At 72.5% G+C, this 14,494-nt stretch carries 13 protein-coding genes; 7 read left to right on the top strand and 6 right to left on the bottom strand.

Translation table 11 applies throughout. From position 1 onward, the window contains the following. Window positions 1-311 precede the first annotated feature (311 nt). The 3 genes from ACFC09_RS11625 to ACFC09_RS11615 all read left to right on the top strand — a co-directional run bounded on the left by ACFC09_RS11625 (window position 312) and on the right by ACFC09_RS11615 (window position 3,044). Complete coding sequence (locus ACFC09_RS11625; protein ID WP_376526047.1) at window positions 312-464, top strand: hypothetical protein; 153 nt, start codon at window positions 312-314, stop codon at window positions 462-464. Between the two features lie 255 nt (window positions 465-719). Continuing rightward, entirely contained in the window at window positions 720-2,072 is a 1,353-nt protein-coding gene (locus ACFC09_RS11620) for a YcaO-like family protein (protein WP_376526045.1), read from the top strand. Window positions 2,073-2,372: 300 nt separating this feature from the next. After that, window positions 2,373-3,044: an O-methyltransferase gene (locus ACFC09_RS11615; RefSeq protein WP_376526044.1), complete on the top strand. Its 672-nt coding sequence runs from the start codon at window positions 2,373-2,375 to the stop codon at window positions 3,042-3,044. A gap of 28 nt (window positions 3,045-3,072) precedes the next feature. Here the strand turns inward: ACFC09_RS11615 and ACFC09_RS11610 are convergent, their stop codons facing one another. After that, window positions 3,073-3,465: a hypothetical protein gene (locus tag ACFC09_RS11610; RefSeq protein WP_376526319.1), complete on the bottom strand. Its 393-nt coding sequence runs from the start codon at window positions 3,463-3,465 to the stop codon at window positions 3,073-3,075. A 108-nt stretch (window positions 3,466-3,573) separates the two neighbouring features. Between ACFC09_RS11610 and ACFC09_RS11605 the strand changes: the two genes are divergently transcribed. Beyond that, the gene (locus tag ACFC09_RS11605; protein ID WP_376526042.1) at window positions 3,574-3,987 is read left to right on the top strand and encodes a DUF1992 domain-containing protein; all 414 of its coding nucleotides are present in this window, start codon (window positions 3,574-3,576) and stop codon (window positions 3,985-3,987) included. A 117-nt stretch (window positions 3,988-4,104) separates the two neighbouring features. Here ACFC09_RS11605 and ACFC09_RS11600 read toward each other — a convergent pair whose 3' ends face one another. Continuing rightward, window positions 4,105-6,144, bottom strand: coding sequence for a DHA2 family efflux MFS transporter permease subunit (locus ACFC09_RS11600; RefSeq protein WP_376526040.1), 2,040 nt, complete (start codon window positions 6,142-6,144; stop codon window positions 4,105-4,107). A 338-nt stretch (window positions 6,145-6,482) separates the two neighbouring features. Here ACFC09_RS11600 and ACFC09_RS11595 point away from each other — a divergent pair, with 338 nt between their 5' ends. Beyond that, window positions 6,483-7,793: a peptidoglycan-binding domain-containing protein gene (locus ACFC09_RS11595; RefSeq protein ID WP_376526038.1), complete on the top strand. Its 1,311-nt coding sequence runs from the start codon at window positions 6,483-6,485 to the stop codon at window positions 7,791-7,793. A 123-nt stretch (window positions 7,794-7,916) separates the two neighbouring features. On the opposite strand, the gene ACFC09_RS11590 is transcribed toward ACFC09_RS11595, so the two are convergent. Next, complete coding sequence (locus ACFC09_RS11590) at window positions 7,917-8,267, bottom strand: hypothetical protein (RefSeq protein ID WP_376526036.1); 351 nt, start codon at window positions 8,265-8,267, stop codon at window positions 7,917-7,919. A 249-nt stretch (window positions 8,268-8,516) separates the two neighbouring features. Between ACFC09_RS11590 and ACFC09_RS11585 the strand changes: the two genes are divergently transcribed. Both ACFC09_RS11585 and ACFC09_RS11580 read left to right on the top strand, forming a co-directional pair. Beyond that, complete coding sequence (locus ACFC09_RS11585) at window positions 8,517-8,747, top strand: DUF2277 domain-containing protein (protein ID WP_376526034.1); 231 nt, start codon at window positions 8,517-8,519, stop codon at window positions 8,745-8,747. Between the two features lie 127 nt (window positions 8,748-8,874). After that, a complete protein-coding gene (locus tag ACFC09_RS11580; protein ID WP_376526033.1) occupies window positions 8,875-10,269 on the top strand; it encodes an MFS transporter in 1,395 nt (464 codons plus the stop codon). 146 nt (window positions 10,270-10,415) lie between these two features. Here the strand turns inward: ACFC09_RS11580 and ACFC09_RS11575 are convergent, their stop codons facing one another. From ACFC09_RS11575 to ACFC09_RS11565, 3 genes are all read right to left on the bottom strand, one after another. Beyond that, a complete protein-coding gene (locus tag ACFC09_RS11575; protein WP_376526032.1) occupies window positions 10,416-11,021 on the bottom strand; it encodes a DedA family protein in 606 nt (201 codons plus the stop codon). Between the two features lie 192 nt (window positions 11,022-11,213). Then, window positions 11,214-13,124 carry an FAD/NAD(P)-binding protein gene (locus ACFC09_RS11570; protein ID WP_376526030.1) on the bottom strand — a complete coding sequence of 637 codons (1,911 nt, stop codon included), beginning with the start codon at window positions 13,122-13,124 and terminating at the stop codon, window positions 11,214-11,216. 240 nt (window positions 13,125-13,364) lie between these two features. Continuing rightward, window positions 13,365-14,432 carry a hypothetical protein gene (locus tag ACFC09_RS11565; protein WP_376526029.1) on the bottom strand — a complete coding sequence of 356 codons (1,068 nt, stop codon included), beginning with the start codon at window positions 14,430-14,432 and terminating at the stop codon, window positions 13,365-13,367. Window positions 14,433-14,494: the final 62 nt, after the last annotated feature.

Raw genomic sequence — 14,494 nt, 5'->3', positions numbered from 1 at the left:
TTATCACTTTTCGGCCTGAAGGGCGGACCGCACCCCGCCCCCGCCGCAGGGGCGGACGCGCACGGTTCCGCCGACCATCAGGGTCACCACCCTTCGCGACCGGCCCGACGTACCACGATCACGCCGCCGACCCGGCCGACACCCGCCCTTCACAAGTCACTTCTGAGCCATCTTTATGGCCTGGTCGGGGCTTTCGCGGCCCGCTTTATGGCCGGGTCAGAACTGTTGTGGCGCCTGTGACCCACCGCAGACTGCAAAAGGCAAAGTAATTACCAAGACACAGCAAAGCACACCCCAAGAAGGAGATGGCCATGGGCATCGGCGTCCAGTTCGACATGCAGGGCATCAAGCACCAGACGAACCCCGAACTGTCCGACAGCGAGTTACACGTGCTGGAGGTCTTGGAGTCGGAGAACGAGGCGGCCGACGCGGCCGGGACGGCCGGGGCGACCGGCGGCGCGTAGCGGGGTCCGGGACCGGGCCGGGACGCGCCGGGCGGGGACGAGCCGGGCCGGGCCGGGGCCGCGAGAGACGCGACCTCGGCCCTGTCCGGTCGCCGCACCCGTGAGAAGTGGCCTCGACCCGATCCCCGCACCCGCGCGACGAGCCCGCGCCCGCGCTCTCATCCACGTCCACACCCACGCCACGCGTGGGCCCATGCCCACGCCCACGCCCACGAGAAGCCCGTACCCGCGACAAAAAGGGAGAGCACCGCACCCGTGACCGCGTCAGCCGCCTCCGCCCCCACCGCCGCCGAAGCCCCGCAACACGGCGAGCGGGCGACGCCCGTCGAACAGGCCGCGCGGCACGCCCGCCGGGCCGTGGCCGACCTGGGCCTGACCGCGTCGCTGACCCCGCTGCCCGTCGACGGGACCGAGCCCGGCGCCTGGCGCTGCGATCTGTTCCGCGGCGGCGTTCCGGTCCCCGGCGGCGTCGGCTTCGGCAAGGGCCCTGGGCCGACCGCACGCGTCGGCGCCGTCTTCGAAGCCCTCGAACACCACCTCGGCGAACTGCCGCCGCCGGGACGGGCGGTCCTGCGCGGCGCCCACCAGGTGGCCGCCGCCCTCGGACGGCAGGAGGCCGTACTGGCCCGGCTGTCCGAGGGCCCCGACCGGCCGCTGGCCTGTCTGCCCTACCGGTCCCTGACCGGTCCGGGCGGCGCCGACGTACCCGTCTTCCTCTCCATGCCCGGCTACGTCGACCAGCCGGCCGCGGCACGCACCGCCGGGGGCGACGGCTACGACTACCGCGTACTGGGCCGCTACGCGCTCAACAACGGCTGGGCGGCCGGTGTCACCCGGACCGAGGCCGTGGTGCACGCCCTCAACGAGATCATCGAGCGGGACGCGATGTCGCTGCTGCTGGTCCGGCAGTTCCTCTCCCGCACCCCGCCGCCGCTGCGGGTGCTGGACCCGGCCGCCCTGCCCGGACCGCTGGCCGCGCTGCACCGGGCCGCCGAGGACCGCGTCGGGGCGCGGGTGTGGCTGCTGGAGATGACGACCGACCTGGGCGTGCCGGCCTACTGGGCGTACCTGCCGGCCGCACCGGGCGTCGCGGCCCGGGTGCGCGGCTGCGGCGCGTCCCTGTCGCGGACGTACGCCGTCGAGCGGGCGCTGCACGAACTGGTCCAGATCCACACGGGCGTGACCGGGTCCGGCGCCGAGCCACAGCCGGCGGCGCCCCACTTCGGGAGCCGCCACCCGGCCCTGCGCCGCTGCTACACGGCCGACTTCTCGGCCCGGCTCAAGGACGCGCACCACGTACCCTTCACCGCCGACGGCGCCGACGGCGGTGACGATGCAGTGCCCTGCGTGCCCGCCGCGAGCGCCGCGGACGCCGTGGACGCCGTGGACGCCGTGGACGCCAGCACCCTGCGGACCCCGGCGGACCACCTTGACGCCCTCCTGGCCCGGCTCTCGGCCCGCGGGTTCTCCGCCTACGCGTGGGACCGGTACACCGGCGACCACCTGGCCGTGACCAACGTCTTCGTCCCCGGCATGGAGCGCTTCATGGCCGTCACCGACGGCCACCTCGTCCTGCCCGGCCCCCGCGGCCTGGCGGCCCGCACCTGAGGACCGCCCGCGCCCAGGACGCGGGCCACCCCCGATATACGGATCCCCTCCATAGCGCCGTACCGCGGTACCGTCATACCGCCGTGCCGCCGTGCCGCCATATGTCATATGCCATACGGCTATACCGCTCCCCGAAATGCGGCTCCGCCGCGCGGGCGGCTGACCCGCGGCTGACCCGCGGGGAAACACCGCCACATCACCCGTGCCGCGAGGCAGACTGACCGCATCCGGCTTCCGCTGAGGCCGGAGGCGGGGTACTCACCCGTACCGCCGTACCGGACACGGAAAGGCATGCCACGCATGAGCGGGTCGCAGCTCTGGGACGACGTCGACTTCTACTTCTCCAGCCATCTCTCACCCGACGACGAGGCGTTGCAGGCGGCCCTGCGCGAGAGCGACGCCGCCGCCCTCCCGCACATCGGCGTCACCGCGAGCCAGGGCAAGTTCCTGCAACTCCTCGCGCAGATCCAGGACGCCCGGAACATCCTGGAGATCGGCACGCTCGGCGGCTACAGCACCATCTGGCTCGGCCGCGCCCTGCCCGCCGACGGCCGGCTGATCTCCCTGGAGTACAGCGCCAAGCACGCCGAGGTCGCCACCCGCAACATCGCCCGCGCCGGTCTGGACCGGGTCGTCGAGGTGCGGGTGGGACCGGCGCTTGAGTCGCTGCCCAAGCTCGCCGACGAGAACCCGGCCCCCTTCGACCTGGTCTTCATCGACGCCGACAAGGTCAACAACCCGCACTACGTGGAGTGGGCGCTGCGCCTCACCCGGGCCGGCAGCCTGATCGTCCTCGACAACGTCGTCCGCGGTGGGCGCGTGCTCGACGCGGAGAGCCACGAGCCGGACGTCCTGGGCACCCGCGCCGCCATCGAACTCATCGCCACCCACCCGAGGCTCACCGGCACGGCGCTCCAGACCGTGGGCAGCAAGGGCTACGACGGCTTCGCGCTCGCCCGCGTACTGCCGTGACCGCCGGGCGGAGCCGACCGCCCGGACATCACGCCTCGTGGTAGAAGCCCACATTGACCGTGCGCGGGCCGGTGCGGTCCTGGATGACGACCTCGCCGGCGCCGCCCCGCGGCAGCGCCACGCTCGCGCCGTACGCGATGGTCTGGGCGTACTCCCCGATGGTCAGCCGCACCACGGAGGACGGATCGGGCTGCGAGCCGCGCAGCCAGGTCACCTGCCAGCCGCCGTCCGGCCCGCACAGGAACTCCAGGTGCACCCGGGAGACGAACAGCCAGTCGTCGGGCGTGGCGAGCCGGCACACGGCCCGGTCGCGCCCCACCCGCAGCACCGCGCCCGGCTCGCTCGGCGCGTCGGCCAGGGCCATCCCGGCCGTGGCGCCCGCTTCGGTCCCGGAGACGGTGGCCATGGTGAGTTCGAGCACGTGCGTTCCCCCTGAGGTGATCATCTTCGTTCCGAAGTGCGCCGGTGGCAGCGGCCGAATGATAAATCCCCCGGCCGTGCCGCGTGCGCCGTCCGGCACAATGGACGCATGACCGAACGAAAGCCACCGGGCGTCCCGTTCGAGTCCTGGGTCGACAAACAGATTCACGACGCGCAGGGGCGCGGCGAGTTCGACGGGCTCACGGGTGCCGGCAAGCCGTTGCCGCAGGACGTCTACGCCACCTACGACGAGCTGTGGTGGGTCAAGCGCAAGATGGTGCGCGAGGGCCTGGCGCTGCTGCCACCGGCCCTGGCCCTGCGCAAGGAGGCGGAGGACGCGCTCGCGGCGGCCCTCGCCGCCCCCTCGGAGCGGATCGCGCGGAAGATCATCACCGAGGTCAACGTCAAGATCCGCGACATGATGTTCAAGCCGCCGCCGGGTCCGCCGCTCGGCAAGAAGCCGTACGACGTCGAGGAGGTCGTACGGGAGTGGCACCGGCGCAGGACGACGCCGCAGACGTAGGCCGGAAACGGCGCGGGGCGCAGGCCGGACCCAGCGCGACCGGCGCAACCGACGCAACCGACGCAACCGACGCAACCGACGCAACCGATCATGCGGGCCTCGGCATCGGCCGCGGCGTCAGGTGAACTTCGGCGCGGGCCCGCTCGACGGCTGCTCCCGCCGCGACCCGCACATCTCGTCGGTGAGCACCTTCACCAGCCGGTCCAGGTCGGTGGGCCGGTCCGGTCCCCACCAGTCGCCCAACAGCTCGGCCAGCGAGTCCTCACGGGCTCGGGCCAGCCGTTCGGCGACCTGGCGGCCCCGGTCGGTCAGGTACAGGCCGAGTCCGTCACGCACCGCGAGGCGCCGCTCCTCGATCTGGCGGGCTGCGTCCATGACCACGCGCAGCGTCACGAGCCCGCTCTCGGCGAGCACGCCGGGCTCCACCGACCCGTGCTTCCGTATCCGCAGCAGCAGCCAGCTCGCCCCGGGCAGCAGGTCGTACCCGGCCCGCTCGGTGATCTTCCGATACGTCTCCCGCCGCCCCTCGCGGGTGCCGAGCAACGACAGCGCGCGGCACACCTCGTCGTACGACGACCGCTGGACCGGGTTGGAGGCGAGCGTCTGCGTCCCTTCCGGCGCCGTCACCGAGGCGCGCAGCCGGTCCTCCTTGAGGAACCACGCCAGCGCGAAGCCGAGGAGCGCGACCGGCGCCGCGTACAGGAAGACGTCCGTGATGGAGGTCGAGAACGCGTGCAGGGCCGCCGGGCGCAGCGGCGGCGGCAGGCCGCCGATGTCACGCGGGTCGGCCTGGAGCGAGTTCACCGTGATGCCGGGCGGGAGGTGCACGCCCCGGAAGGCGGCGCCCAGTTCGACGGCGAGGCGGCTCGCGAAGACCGTGCCGAAGACGGCGACGCCGAACGAGGCGCCGATGGAACGGAAGAAGGTCGCGCCGGAGGTGGCGACGCCGAGGTCCTCGTAGGAGACCGCGTTCTGCACGATGAGCACGAGAACCTGCATGACCAGGCCGAGGCCCAGGCCGAGGACGAAGAAGTACGTGCTCATCACGGCCGTGGAGCTGTGCTCGTCGAGGCGGTGCAGCAGGAGCAGCGCGATCGTGGTGACCCCGGTGCCCGCGATCGGGAACACCTTCCAACGGCCCGTACGGCTGACGATCTGGCCGGAGACGGTCGAGGACAGCAGCAGGCCCGCCACCATCGGCAGCATGTGCACACCCGACAGGGTCGGCGAGATGCCGTGCACGACCTGGAGGAACGTGGGCAGGTAGGTCATCGCGCCGAACATCGCGAAGCCGACGATGAAGCTGATGAGGGCGGCGAGCGTGAAGGTGCGGATGCGGAAGAGTTTCAGCGGCAGGACGGGTTCGGCGGCTCTGCGTTCCACCTGGACGAACACCCCGGTCAGGGCGACGCCGAGCACGGCGAGGGCGATGATCTGGGGCGAGTTCCAGGCCCAGGTGGTGCCGCCGAGCGAGGCGACCAGCACCAGGCAGGTGGCGACCGCGGCGATCAGGAAGGTGCCGAGGTAGTCGATGACGTGATGGGCCCTCAGGCGCGGGATGTGCAGGGAGGTGGCGATCACGGCGAGGGCGACGATGCCGAGGGGCAGGTTGACGTAGAAGACCCAGCGCCAGCTCAGGTGCTGGGTGAACAGGCCGCCGAGCAGCGGTCCGAGCACGCTGGTGGTGCCGAAGACCGCGCCGAACAACCCCTGGTAACGGCCGCGGTCGCGGGGCGGGACGAGGTCCCCGACGATCGCCATCGACAGCACGATCAGACCGCCGCCGCCGAGGCCCTGGACGGCCCGGAAGATGATCAGCTGCGGCATGTTCTGGGCCACGCCGCACAGCGCGGAGCCGGCCAGGAAGATCACTATCGCGAGCTGGAAGAGTCTCTTGCGGCCGTACTGGTCGCCGAGCTTGCCCCACAGCGGGGTCGCGGCGGTCGAGGCCAGGAGGTAGGCGGTGACCACCCAGGACAGGTGTTCGAGGCCGCCGAGGTCGCTGACGATGGTGGGCAGCGCGGTCGACACGATGGTCTGGTCGAGCGAGGCGAGCATCAGTCCGAGGAGCAGGGCGCCGATCGGGACGAGGACGTTGCCGACGGTGCCCGCCGCGTCCCTGGCGTCCTGCGTGGAGCCATGTGTGTCCAGCGCCATGGGACCTCCCGGGCTCTCGTGACACCTTCCATCGTGAACGTTTTCACCCGGTATGGCCTGTTGTGGATCCTGACGAACGGCTACTGAATGTGACGCTCCGCGAGGATCCTGGGATTCTCGGGCCACGAGGGGACGGCCGGGTCCTTCGGGGTCCACGAGGTGCCTACGCGGCGCGCACTGGAGCCTGGGGACTGCCGGCGGGACCCACGGGGCGCCCGCGGGGGGCCTGCGAGGGGCCTGCGAGGGGGGCTGCGAGGGGGCTTCCGTGCGGCAGTTGTGTGGGAGGTCTGCATAATCTCTGGAGATCGCACGGGGAAGCGAAGGGAGGGGACGCGCACATGACGGATCCGGAGGGCAGCCCGTGCCCGGAGTGCGGGACGCCGCGGAAGGCCGACAACACGCCCGCGTGCCCCTGTGGCCCCCGGGCCGCCGACGCCCTGCTCGCCACCCGCACCGCCGAAGCCGCGGCGGCGGAGGACTTCAATCCCTTGCGGATACGGCCGTACGTCGACCTGGAGGGCACCGCCAACGCCGCCACGGGGGCGGGTACGGCCACGGGGGCGGCGCCGACCGAGGGGCCGGATGCCGGAGCGGGTCCGAGTGCCGACGCGGGCGCGGGCACCGGCGCGGGCACCGGCGCGAGCGCGGAGGCGGGCGCGGGGACGCAGGCGGGCGCGGGGGCGGAGGCGGGCGCGGGGGCGGAGGCGGGTACCGGTACGCGTACGGGTACCGGTACGGGTCCTGGCGCGGATGGTGAGGGTGCGGGTGCGGCCACCGCGGAGTTGCGGCAGGCCGGCGGCGCCGGGGATGCCACCGCACCCCGGGGTGCCGACGCCACCATGGAACTGCGCCGGGCCGAGGCCGCCCCGAACACGACGCCGCCCACCCCGCCGGCCACCCCGCTGCCCACCCCGCTTGCCACCTCGGCCACCGAGCCGAGCGCGGCCGACCTGCACCTGTTCGCACCGGGGCAGCACGCGCCGTACGACGACACCTCGACGGCCGAGGGATACGACGACACCTCGACGGCTGAGGGAACGGCACCGCGCCTCCGCTACCGCCGCACCGTCCTCCTCTCGGTCGCCTCGGCGGCGGTCGCCACCGTCGCGGTGGCCGGCTTCGCGAGCGGGCTGTTCTCCTACGACACACCGACACGGGACGGGGCGGCGCCCGAGGACGTACGGGCGGGCGTGCCGGAGCCGACGACCGACCCGGCCACCACGAAGGCGGCCACGGCCCCCACCACCGCGCCCCCGCCCGGCACCACCCCCTCCGCGCCGTCCCCCACCACCTCGCCGACCGCCTCCTCCAGCGCCTCGGCGACACAGTCGAACCCGGCCCCCTCGGCCGCTCCGTCCCGCTCGCCCGAGGCGACCGGCACGACGACGGCCACGCCCACCGCGGTGGCCACGCCGCCCGCCCCGGGCCCGGTCCTGCGGCGCGGCGACCAGGGACCCGGGGTCACCGAACTCCAGCTCCGCCTCAAGCAGTTGAACCTCTACTGGGGCGACACGAACGGCCACTTCGACAAGCGGGTGGAAGACTCCGTACGCAATTACCAGTGGGCCCGTGGCGTCCGCTCGGACGAGTCCGGGGTCTACGGCCCGGCCACCCGGGCGAGCCTGGAATCGGAGACCTCACAGCCCTGAGCCCCGCGCCACCGGCCCGGTCCCGCCCCCGGAGCCGCGCTCACCCACTCCGCACGGCAGGTCTCACCCGTTCTCACCCGTTCTCACACGGTCTCATCGGGTCTCATCGGGTCTCACCCGGTCTCACCCGGTCCCCGGGGACACCGGCGGCTGCTCGTGCGCGTGCTTGAGCCCCATCCGCGCGTCCACTCGCTCGGCCGCCGCGATCTCCGCCCAGAAGCGGTGCGTGCTGACGAAGACCGCCAGCTCGTGCTCCCGCTGCCGCAGCTTCTCCACCTCGGCCTGCTCGTCGTCCGTCCAGCCCGGGGAGGCGGGCCGCTCGACCCTGCGCCAGCTCTGCTCGTCACGGAAACCGTCCAGCGGCTCGACCGACCAGGGCAGCCGCTTCAGCAGGGCCGACAGCTCGGCCCGGACCTGATGCAGCTCCTCCTGACCGGCGAGCAGGTCACTCGGAAAGTCATAGGTCGTAGCCACGCGGCAATGCTACGCCTGTTCGATTTTGGGATGCGAGCCGCTTCAGCCACTTCGGGCCGTCCGGCGAAACGCCAGTGATCCGCAGGAAAGGTGCCAGTGGCCGCGGGCGAGGTACGGGTGATTCGCGGGCGAAGTGCCGGTGATTCGCGGGCGAGGTGCCGGTGATCACGGGCCGCGGGCCGGGCCGGCGGCCCCGCCCAGGACGGCGCGGACGCGGGCGGACGCGGGCGGGTGCGGGAGACTGGGCGCATGTGCCGGAGTATCAAGACCCTGCGTCCGCCCGTACTGCCCGAGGAAGCCACGGAGGAGGAGATCCGCGCCGCGGCGTTGCAGTACGTGCGGAAGGTCTCCGGGTTCCGCGCGCCCGCCGCGCACAACCAGGAGGCGTTCGACCAGGCGGTCGACACGATCGCGCGGGCGACCGCCGAACTCCTCGCCGGCCTGGAGGTCCGCGGCGCAGCCGCCCGTCGAGCGGGCTGAGCGCGCCCCCACCGGACCGAGAGGCACACCGCTGCCGGGAGGCCCGTTCACCCTTTGTTACGAGCGTCACAGGAATCGTTTTCCGGATGCGGGACAGGCGCACAGTCACCTACGGGAAGGCGCTCTTGTGACGACGACTACAGACGATCCACGTGACACAGCGGTGCCGAACCCCGGAACACGCCGCTTCCTGCGGCGCCTCACCGTCGCCACCGGCGGCGGCATGTTCATCGACGGGTTCGTCTTCGCCTCGGTGGCCTCGGCCCTGGCCGGCACGGCGATGGCCCGTGACATCGGTGTCACCTCCACGTGGAATTCGCTGATCTCGTCGTCGACGCTCATCGGCACGTTCTTCGGCGGGCTGTGCCTCGGGTACGTCACCGACCGGCTCGGCCGCCGGCCCATGTTCACCATCGACCTGTCGGTCTTCCTCGGCGCTTCCGTGCTGATGTTCTTCGTGACGTCGGCCTGGCAGGTGTTCGTCCTCGGCCTGGTCATGGGACTCGCGGTCGGTGCCGACTACTCCATCGGGTCACCACTGCTCGCCGAGTTCGCGCCCACCAAGAAACGCGGCAACTACCTCGGCCTCCTCGAAATCCTGTGGAACGTCGGGTACGTCGTCGCCTACCTCATCGGCTACCTGGTCAACACCAACTGGCCGGGCGCCTGGCACTACACGCTGGCCGCCAGCGCCGTCCCGGCCGTCATCTGCCTGCTGATCAGGCACGGCCTGCCCGAATCGCCCCGCTGGCTGATCTCCAAGGGCCGCCACAAGGAGGCCGCCGCCATCGTCGAGCAGGACCTCGGGGTGTCGATGGAGACCGAGGACTGGCGCGCCGAGCGGGCCGAGGAGACCCGCTACCGGGAGCTGTTCTCCCCCGACTACCTCCGGCGCACGGTGTTCACCTGCGTCTTCTGGATCTGCATCGTCCTCCCGTACTTCGCGCTGACGTTCTTCCAGCCGACCGTCCTCAGGGCGATCGGCCTCGGCGGCAACGCGCTCGTGGGCGCGCTGATCGGGACCGTCGTCGCGCTGATCGGTGCCGCGACCGGCTGGTTCCTGGTCGACCGGGTCGGCCGGCGGGCCATCCTGATCTGGCCCATGTTCGGCTGCGCGCTCGCGCTGTTCCTGGTGGCCCTCGACTCGTTCCTGCCGGTGTGGCTCGCCACGGTGTGCTTCTTCGGCTACCTGCTCTCGTACGGGATCATGAGCATCCTGCCGGGCATCTACCCCGACGAACTCTTCCCGACGTCCATCCGTACCTCGGGCGTGGGCCTGTCGTCCGCGGCCAGCCGGATCGGTGCCGCGCTCGGCACGTTCCTGCTGCCGATCTCGCTCGACCACCTGGGTCTGAGCTGGTCGATGGTGTTCATGGGCGTCGTGTCGCTGATCGGCGGCGTCACGTCCCTGATGTGGGCGCCGGAGACGAACAACGTGCAACTGACGCAGTCCGGCCACCGCCAGGCGGACGGCAAGGGCTGGTGGGCGAAGACCGCGCTGGTCCCGCAGCGGCAGCACTGATCCACCCGAAGCGGCACGGGAACCGGCCCCCGCCGCCGGCCGTCCTGCACGGGCCGCCTGCCTACGCGGGCCGCAGCTCCACGCGGGCCCCAGGTCCACGCGGGCCCCAGGCCCACAGGGGCCGCACCTCCACGCGGGCCCCAGGTCTACGCGGGCCGCCGGCGCATCAGATACGCCGCGCCCGCACCGGCCCCGAACAGCGCGGCGAGCGAGACGCCCGTGGCCAGCCAGGTGGCGCCCAGCCACTGGGCGCCGAAGTAGCCGAGCGCGACGCTGTACGCGGCCCAGGACAGGCCCGCCAGGGCCGACCAGGGCAGGAAGTCGCGGGCGCGGCGGTGGGCGGCGCCCGCGCAGAAGGAGACGACCGAGCGGCCGGCCGGGGCGAAGCGGGCCAGTATCACCAGGGCGCCGCCGCCACGGGAGAGGGCCGCGCCGAGACGTTCCTGCGCCGCGGTCAGCCGGCGGGAGCGGGCGATGGCACGGTCCAGGCGTTCTCCGCCGCGCCAGGCCAGGCGGTACGCCACCAGGTCACCGAGGACGGACGCGGTGGCCGCGGAGAGGATCAGGGCGAGCATGTCGGGCATGACGTGCAGGAAGTGCCCGGTCGCCGCGCCGGCCGCCGTCGTGGTGGCCGCCGTGATCACCAGCACGCCGCTGGGCAGCACCGGCAGGAAGACGTCGAGCAGCACCGAGAGGGCCACCATGGCATAGATCCATGGACCGGCGGTCAGTGACCCCAGACTCTCCTGCACGACGACTCCCCGATGCTCCCCCGGACGACAGCCACACAGCGTACGCGGCGGATGTGACAGCAGGGACACGGGGTACCGAAGAGGTCATGGGCACGCGACGGCGCCCCTCCCCGCGCGAACCGGACGTCCCCGAACAGAAGGGCAGGGAACCGGACGTCCCCGAACCGGAGGGCAGGGAACCGGACAAGACGGTCAGGCCCACCGCGCCGGGCCCACCGGAGACGGACCTGGCTCCACGCTCGGCCACGGTTTCCCTTCCGAGTCCGCCGCCGTGCGCAGCACCGCTCGTGCCACCGCGTCCGCGTCGGACAGGGTGACCGAGTCCACCCCGGGCCGGGCGCCCGCCGCGGTGACCCAGTGCACCCCTTCGGTGGGCACCCCGAAGGCGAACCGCCGCGGGTGCGGCGTGCCGCGACGGTCCCTCAGGCGGTACGGGCGGCCCGTCACATCCAGACCTCCGGTCTGGTAGCCGTCGACGGTGTGCGGGCGGCAGTCGCCGGTCCGCAGCAGCCGGGCCAGCAACTCGTCGGCGGTGCGGCGCAGATCGGGTTCCGGAAGGCGGGCCTCTATGAGCGTCGTCACCCGCACCGTCGAGCCCGGCACGTCCGGTGAGTGCGCGGTCCACGCCCCGTCCGTACCGTGCACCTCCAGCCGCGGCCCGAGCACGTCCACCACCCCCGCGTCGAGCAGTGCGGCCAGTTCCTCGATGCGCCGGCGGGGCGGGCCGATGGAGAGGAAGGCGTTGAGCGGGGTGTACCAGCGGTCCAGGTGGTCCCGGCGGGAGGCACCGGCGAGGCCGCCGTGGTCGACCACGAGCCGTATCTCGTTGCGCAGGTCGCGGAGCACGTCCAGGGCCGCCTTCAGCGGTCCGGCGACATTGCCGAGGGCGGCCTGCGCGGCGTCCTCGCGCAGATACGCCCGCAGCCAGGTCCGCCACTCCTCCCGGTCGGCGAACTCCCGCCCCGTGTGCGGCCGGGCGATCCGCTCCCAGGACCAGCGGTCGGCGGCCGGCACCCCGAACTCGTCGAGCAGCAGGGCCTCCGCCGGGTCGCCGTGCGGCACGGCGAGGAACCGCTCGGCGAGGTCGGGGCGGCGGGTCAGCGCGCCGTAGTAGACCGCCTCCACCTCCTTGGCGACCAGCGGCCATATCTCCGCCAGGAAGTCCGGCGCCTCCCCGGAGTCCGCGCGTTTGCGGAAGCCCGCGATCGCCTCCGGGGTCAGCACGCGCGGGGTGTGTCTGCCGTACGGGCCCTTCGCGTTGTCGCCGCGCGCCTGGTAGGGGATGCCGCGCCGGGAGCCGGCGTACAGGCGTGGTTCGTCGCCGGAGGGGGTGTAGCGCAGGGTGCCGTCGGCGGTGCGGGTGAAACGGCCGCCGCGGCCGGTGGTCAGCAGGGCCAGGTGGTCGAAGAAGTTGAGGCCGAGGCCGCGCAGCAGCACCGGTTCGCCGGGGGCGAGCGGGGCGAGGTCGACGTCGGCGGGGTTGGCGGGCGGTATGTGGCGCAGGCCGTGGCGTTCGGCGTGGGCCGCGAGTTGTCGTCGCGTCCCGTCCTCGGCCTCCGGGAGGTGGCCCTGCGCGAGGACCACCGCCGACAGTCCTGCCAGGGTCCGGCCGTCGTCCAGGGTCAGGGTCTGGCGGCCGTCGGGGGCGTCGTCGAGCCGTACGGCGCGCGCCTGGTGCGTCCGCACGTGGACGCCGTCCGGTGCGTGGCGCACGACCCGGGCGAACACCCACTCCAGATAGCGGCCGTAGTGGGCGCGGGTCGGGTACTCGTCCGGGCCCAGCTCGCCGTCCGCCCACTCGAACAGGCTGGGGCCGGTCCGGATCGGTCCCGAGCAGTCGACGCTCTCGTCGGTGAACAGCGTCACCTGGCAGGCGACGGTGTTCATCAGCAGTTCCGACGGCTGGGCGGTGCGCCAGACGCGGCCCGGTCCGGGCGGCGCCGGGTCGATCACATGGACCGTCAGGCGGACGCCCGCGGGCAGCAGCTCGGACGCGGAGGCGCAGAGGCGTTCCAGGACACTGGTGCCGCGGGGGCCGGCGCCGACCAGGGCGACGGAGACCGCGGAAGTTTCCTCGGCCGGTGCGGAGGTCGGTGCAGACAAGGGTGGGACTCCCGGACAGGTGGGGCGCAAGGCGGCGGGACGCCCGCGGCGAGCGGACGGTCCGCCTCATCATGCCGCCGCCCGTCACGGAAGCCAACGCGGACCCCAGAGGTCACTGTTGTCCCTCGTGTACCGGTGAGGGCGGAGTTCTCCGCATGACGAGGTTGCGGTACGGCAGTGAAGCAACACGGCATCGAAGGAGTCCGGGCCGCTACCGGACCCGGGACTGCCGCGTGCCGTTCACCGGCGTCTGCCGGGCCCCAGGCTCGTCGCCCCTGGCTGCCCCGGCGCTCCGGCCGACGGACCGTAAGGGCTGTTCCAGGACGAGTACGCCACCTGGTATCCCGGCTGAGCAGAAGCGGGCGCTGCGATCGTCATCCCCTGCATCCCCTGCGACAACGCGTCCACCCCAGGAGGCGGGGCCTGCCACCCCTCCTCGGGATACACGTATCCGCCGTATCCGCCCGCGTAGGGCGCGACCGCGTTCACCGGCCCGGACACCGGCCCGGACCAGGAGTCGGGCGCCGCGAACGCCACACCGGCACCGACACCGTAGAAGGAGCCGTCGAGCCCGCTCTGCATCACCGCGTCCGCATGCGGCGACCGGGGCACGGCGTGCTCCCCGAACTCCTCAAGACTGAGCAAGGACTTCAGATCGTCCTGCACCTTCTCCGCCGCCTTGCAGGCTTCCTCGCTCACCCCCTCACGCAACACTTTGTCCCTCACCTCGCGATTCGTCAGGTCAAGCGCAAGTTCGGCGATGAACGACGGCACAGACACACCCGACGGGCCACTCTCCGGCTGCGGCTCCTTCAGCCGCACCACGACCGGCTTCCGACCCTGACCGAGACTCACCGCCACCTTCAACCCCCGCGGCGGCACCTCGGGCCACGTGAACCACCGCCGATAATCCTCATACACACGCTTCGCCACATCCAGCCGACGCGTCCTCTCCTCAGCACGCCTCTCGTTCTCCTGCTTGCGGTAATGCGGAGTTGCCCGCGACTCCCGCTGCCGTTGCTGCTCCCGTTCGCGGTTGTCCCGATCCTCCCGCCGGTTCCGCACCCCCGCCCTCTGCCGTTCGCGGTACCCCGGATCCGTCTCCCGTCGCTGCTTCACCCGCGCCTTCTGCTGTTCGCGGTACCCCGGATTCTCCGCATACCGCGCCCGCGCCTCCTCCTGCTCCCGTTCGCGGTGCTCCGGATCCTTCGCCCGCAGGTCGCGCCGCTTTTGATTCCATCTCTCGCGTCTGGTTCGAGGTCGGTCGTCGTCCGATGGCATATGGGTCCGCATCCCTTCGATCTCCATGTGTTCCCAACACCACTACAACTCGCCGGCACCACCGTCCGGTTCACCGGTCCGCCCGGCTC

The organism is Streptomyces sp. NPDC056161 (assembly GCF_042268025.1).
Classification (GTDB): Bacteria; Actinomycetota; Actinomycetes; order Streptomycetales; family Streptomycetaceae; genus Streptomyces.
Note: the sequence above shows the minus strand (reverse complement) of the source record. Positions and strands in the feature narration are given on the sequence as shown.

Coding starts and splice junctions, on each gene's coding strand:
- ACFC09_RS11625 (WP_376526047.1), top strand. CDS start 312: ATGGGCATCGGCGTCCAGTTCGACATGCAGGGCATCAAGCACCAGACG.
- ACFC09_RS11615 (WP_376526044.1), top strand. CDS start 2,373: ATGAGCGGGTCGCAGCTCTGGGACGACGTCGACTTCTACTTCTCCAGC.
- ACFC09_RS11605 (WP_376526042.1), top strand. CDS start 3,574: ATGACCGAACGAAAGCCACCGGGCGTCCCGTTCGAGTCCTGGGTCGAC.
- ACFC09_RS11600 (WP_376526040.1), bottom strand. CDS start 6,144: ATGGCGCTGGACACACATGGCTCCACGCAGGACGCCAGGGACGCGGCG.
- ACFC09_RS11595 (WP_376526038.1), top strand. CDS start 6,483: ATGACGGATCCGGAGGGCAGCCCGTGCCCGGAGTGCGGGACGCCGCGG.
- ACFC09_RS11585 (WP_376526034.1), top strand. CDS start 8,517: ATGTGCCGGAGTATCAAGACCCTGCGTCCGCCCGTACTGCCCGAGGAA.
- ACFC09_RS11565 (WP_376526029.1), bottom strand. CDS start 14,432: ATGGAGATCGAAGGGATGCGGACCCATATGCCATCGGACGACGACCGA.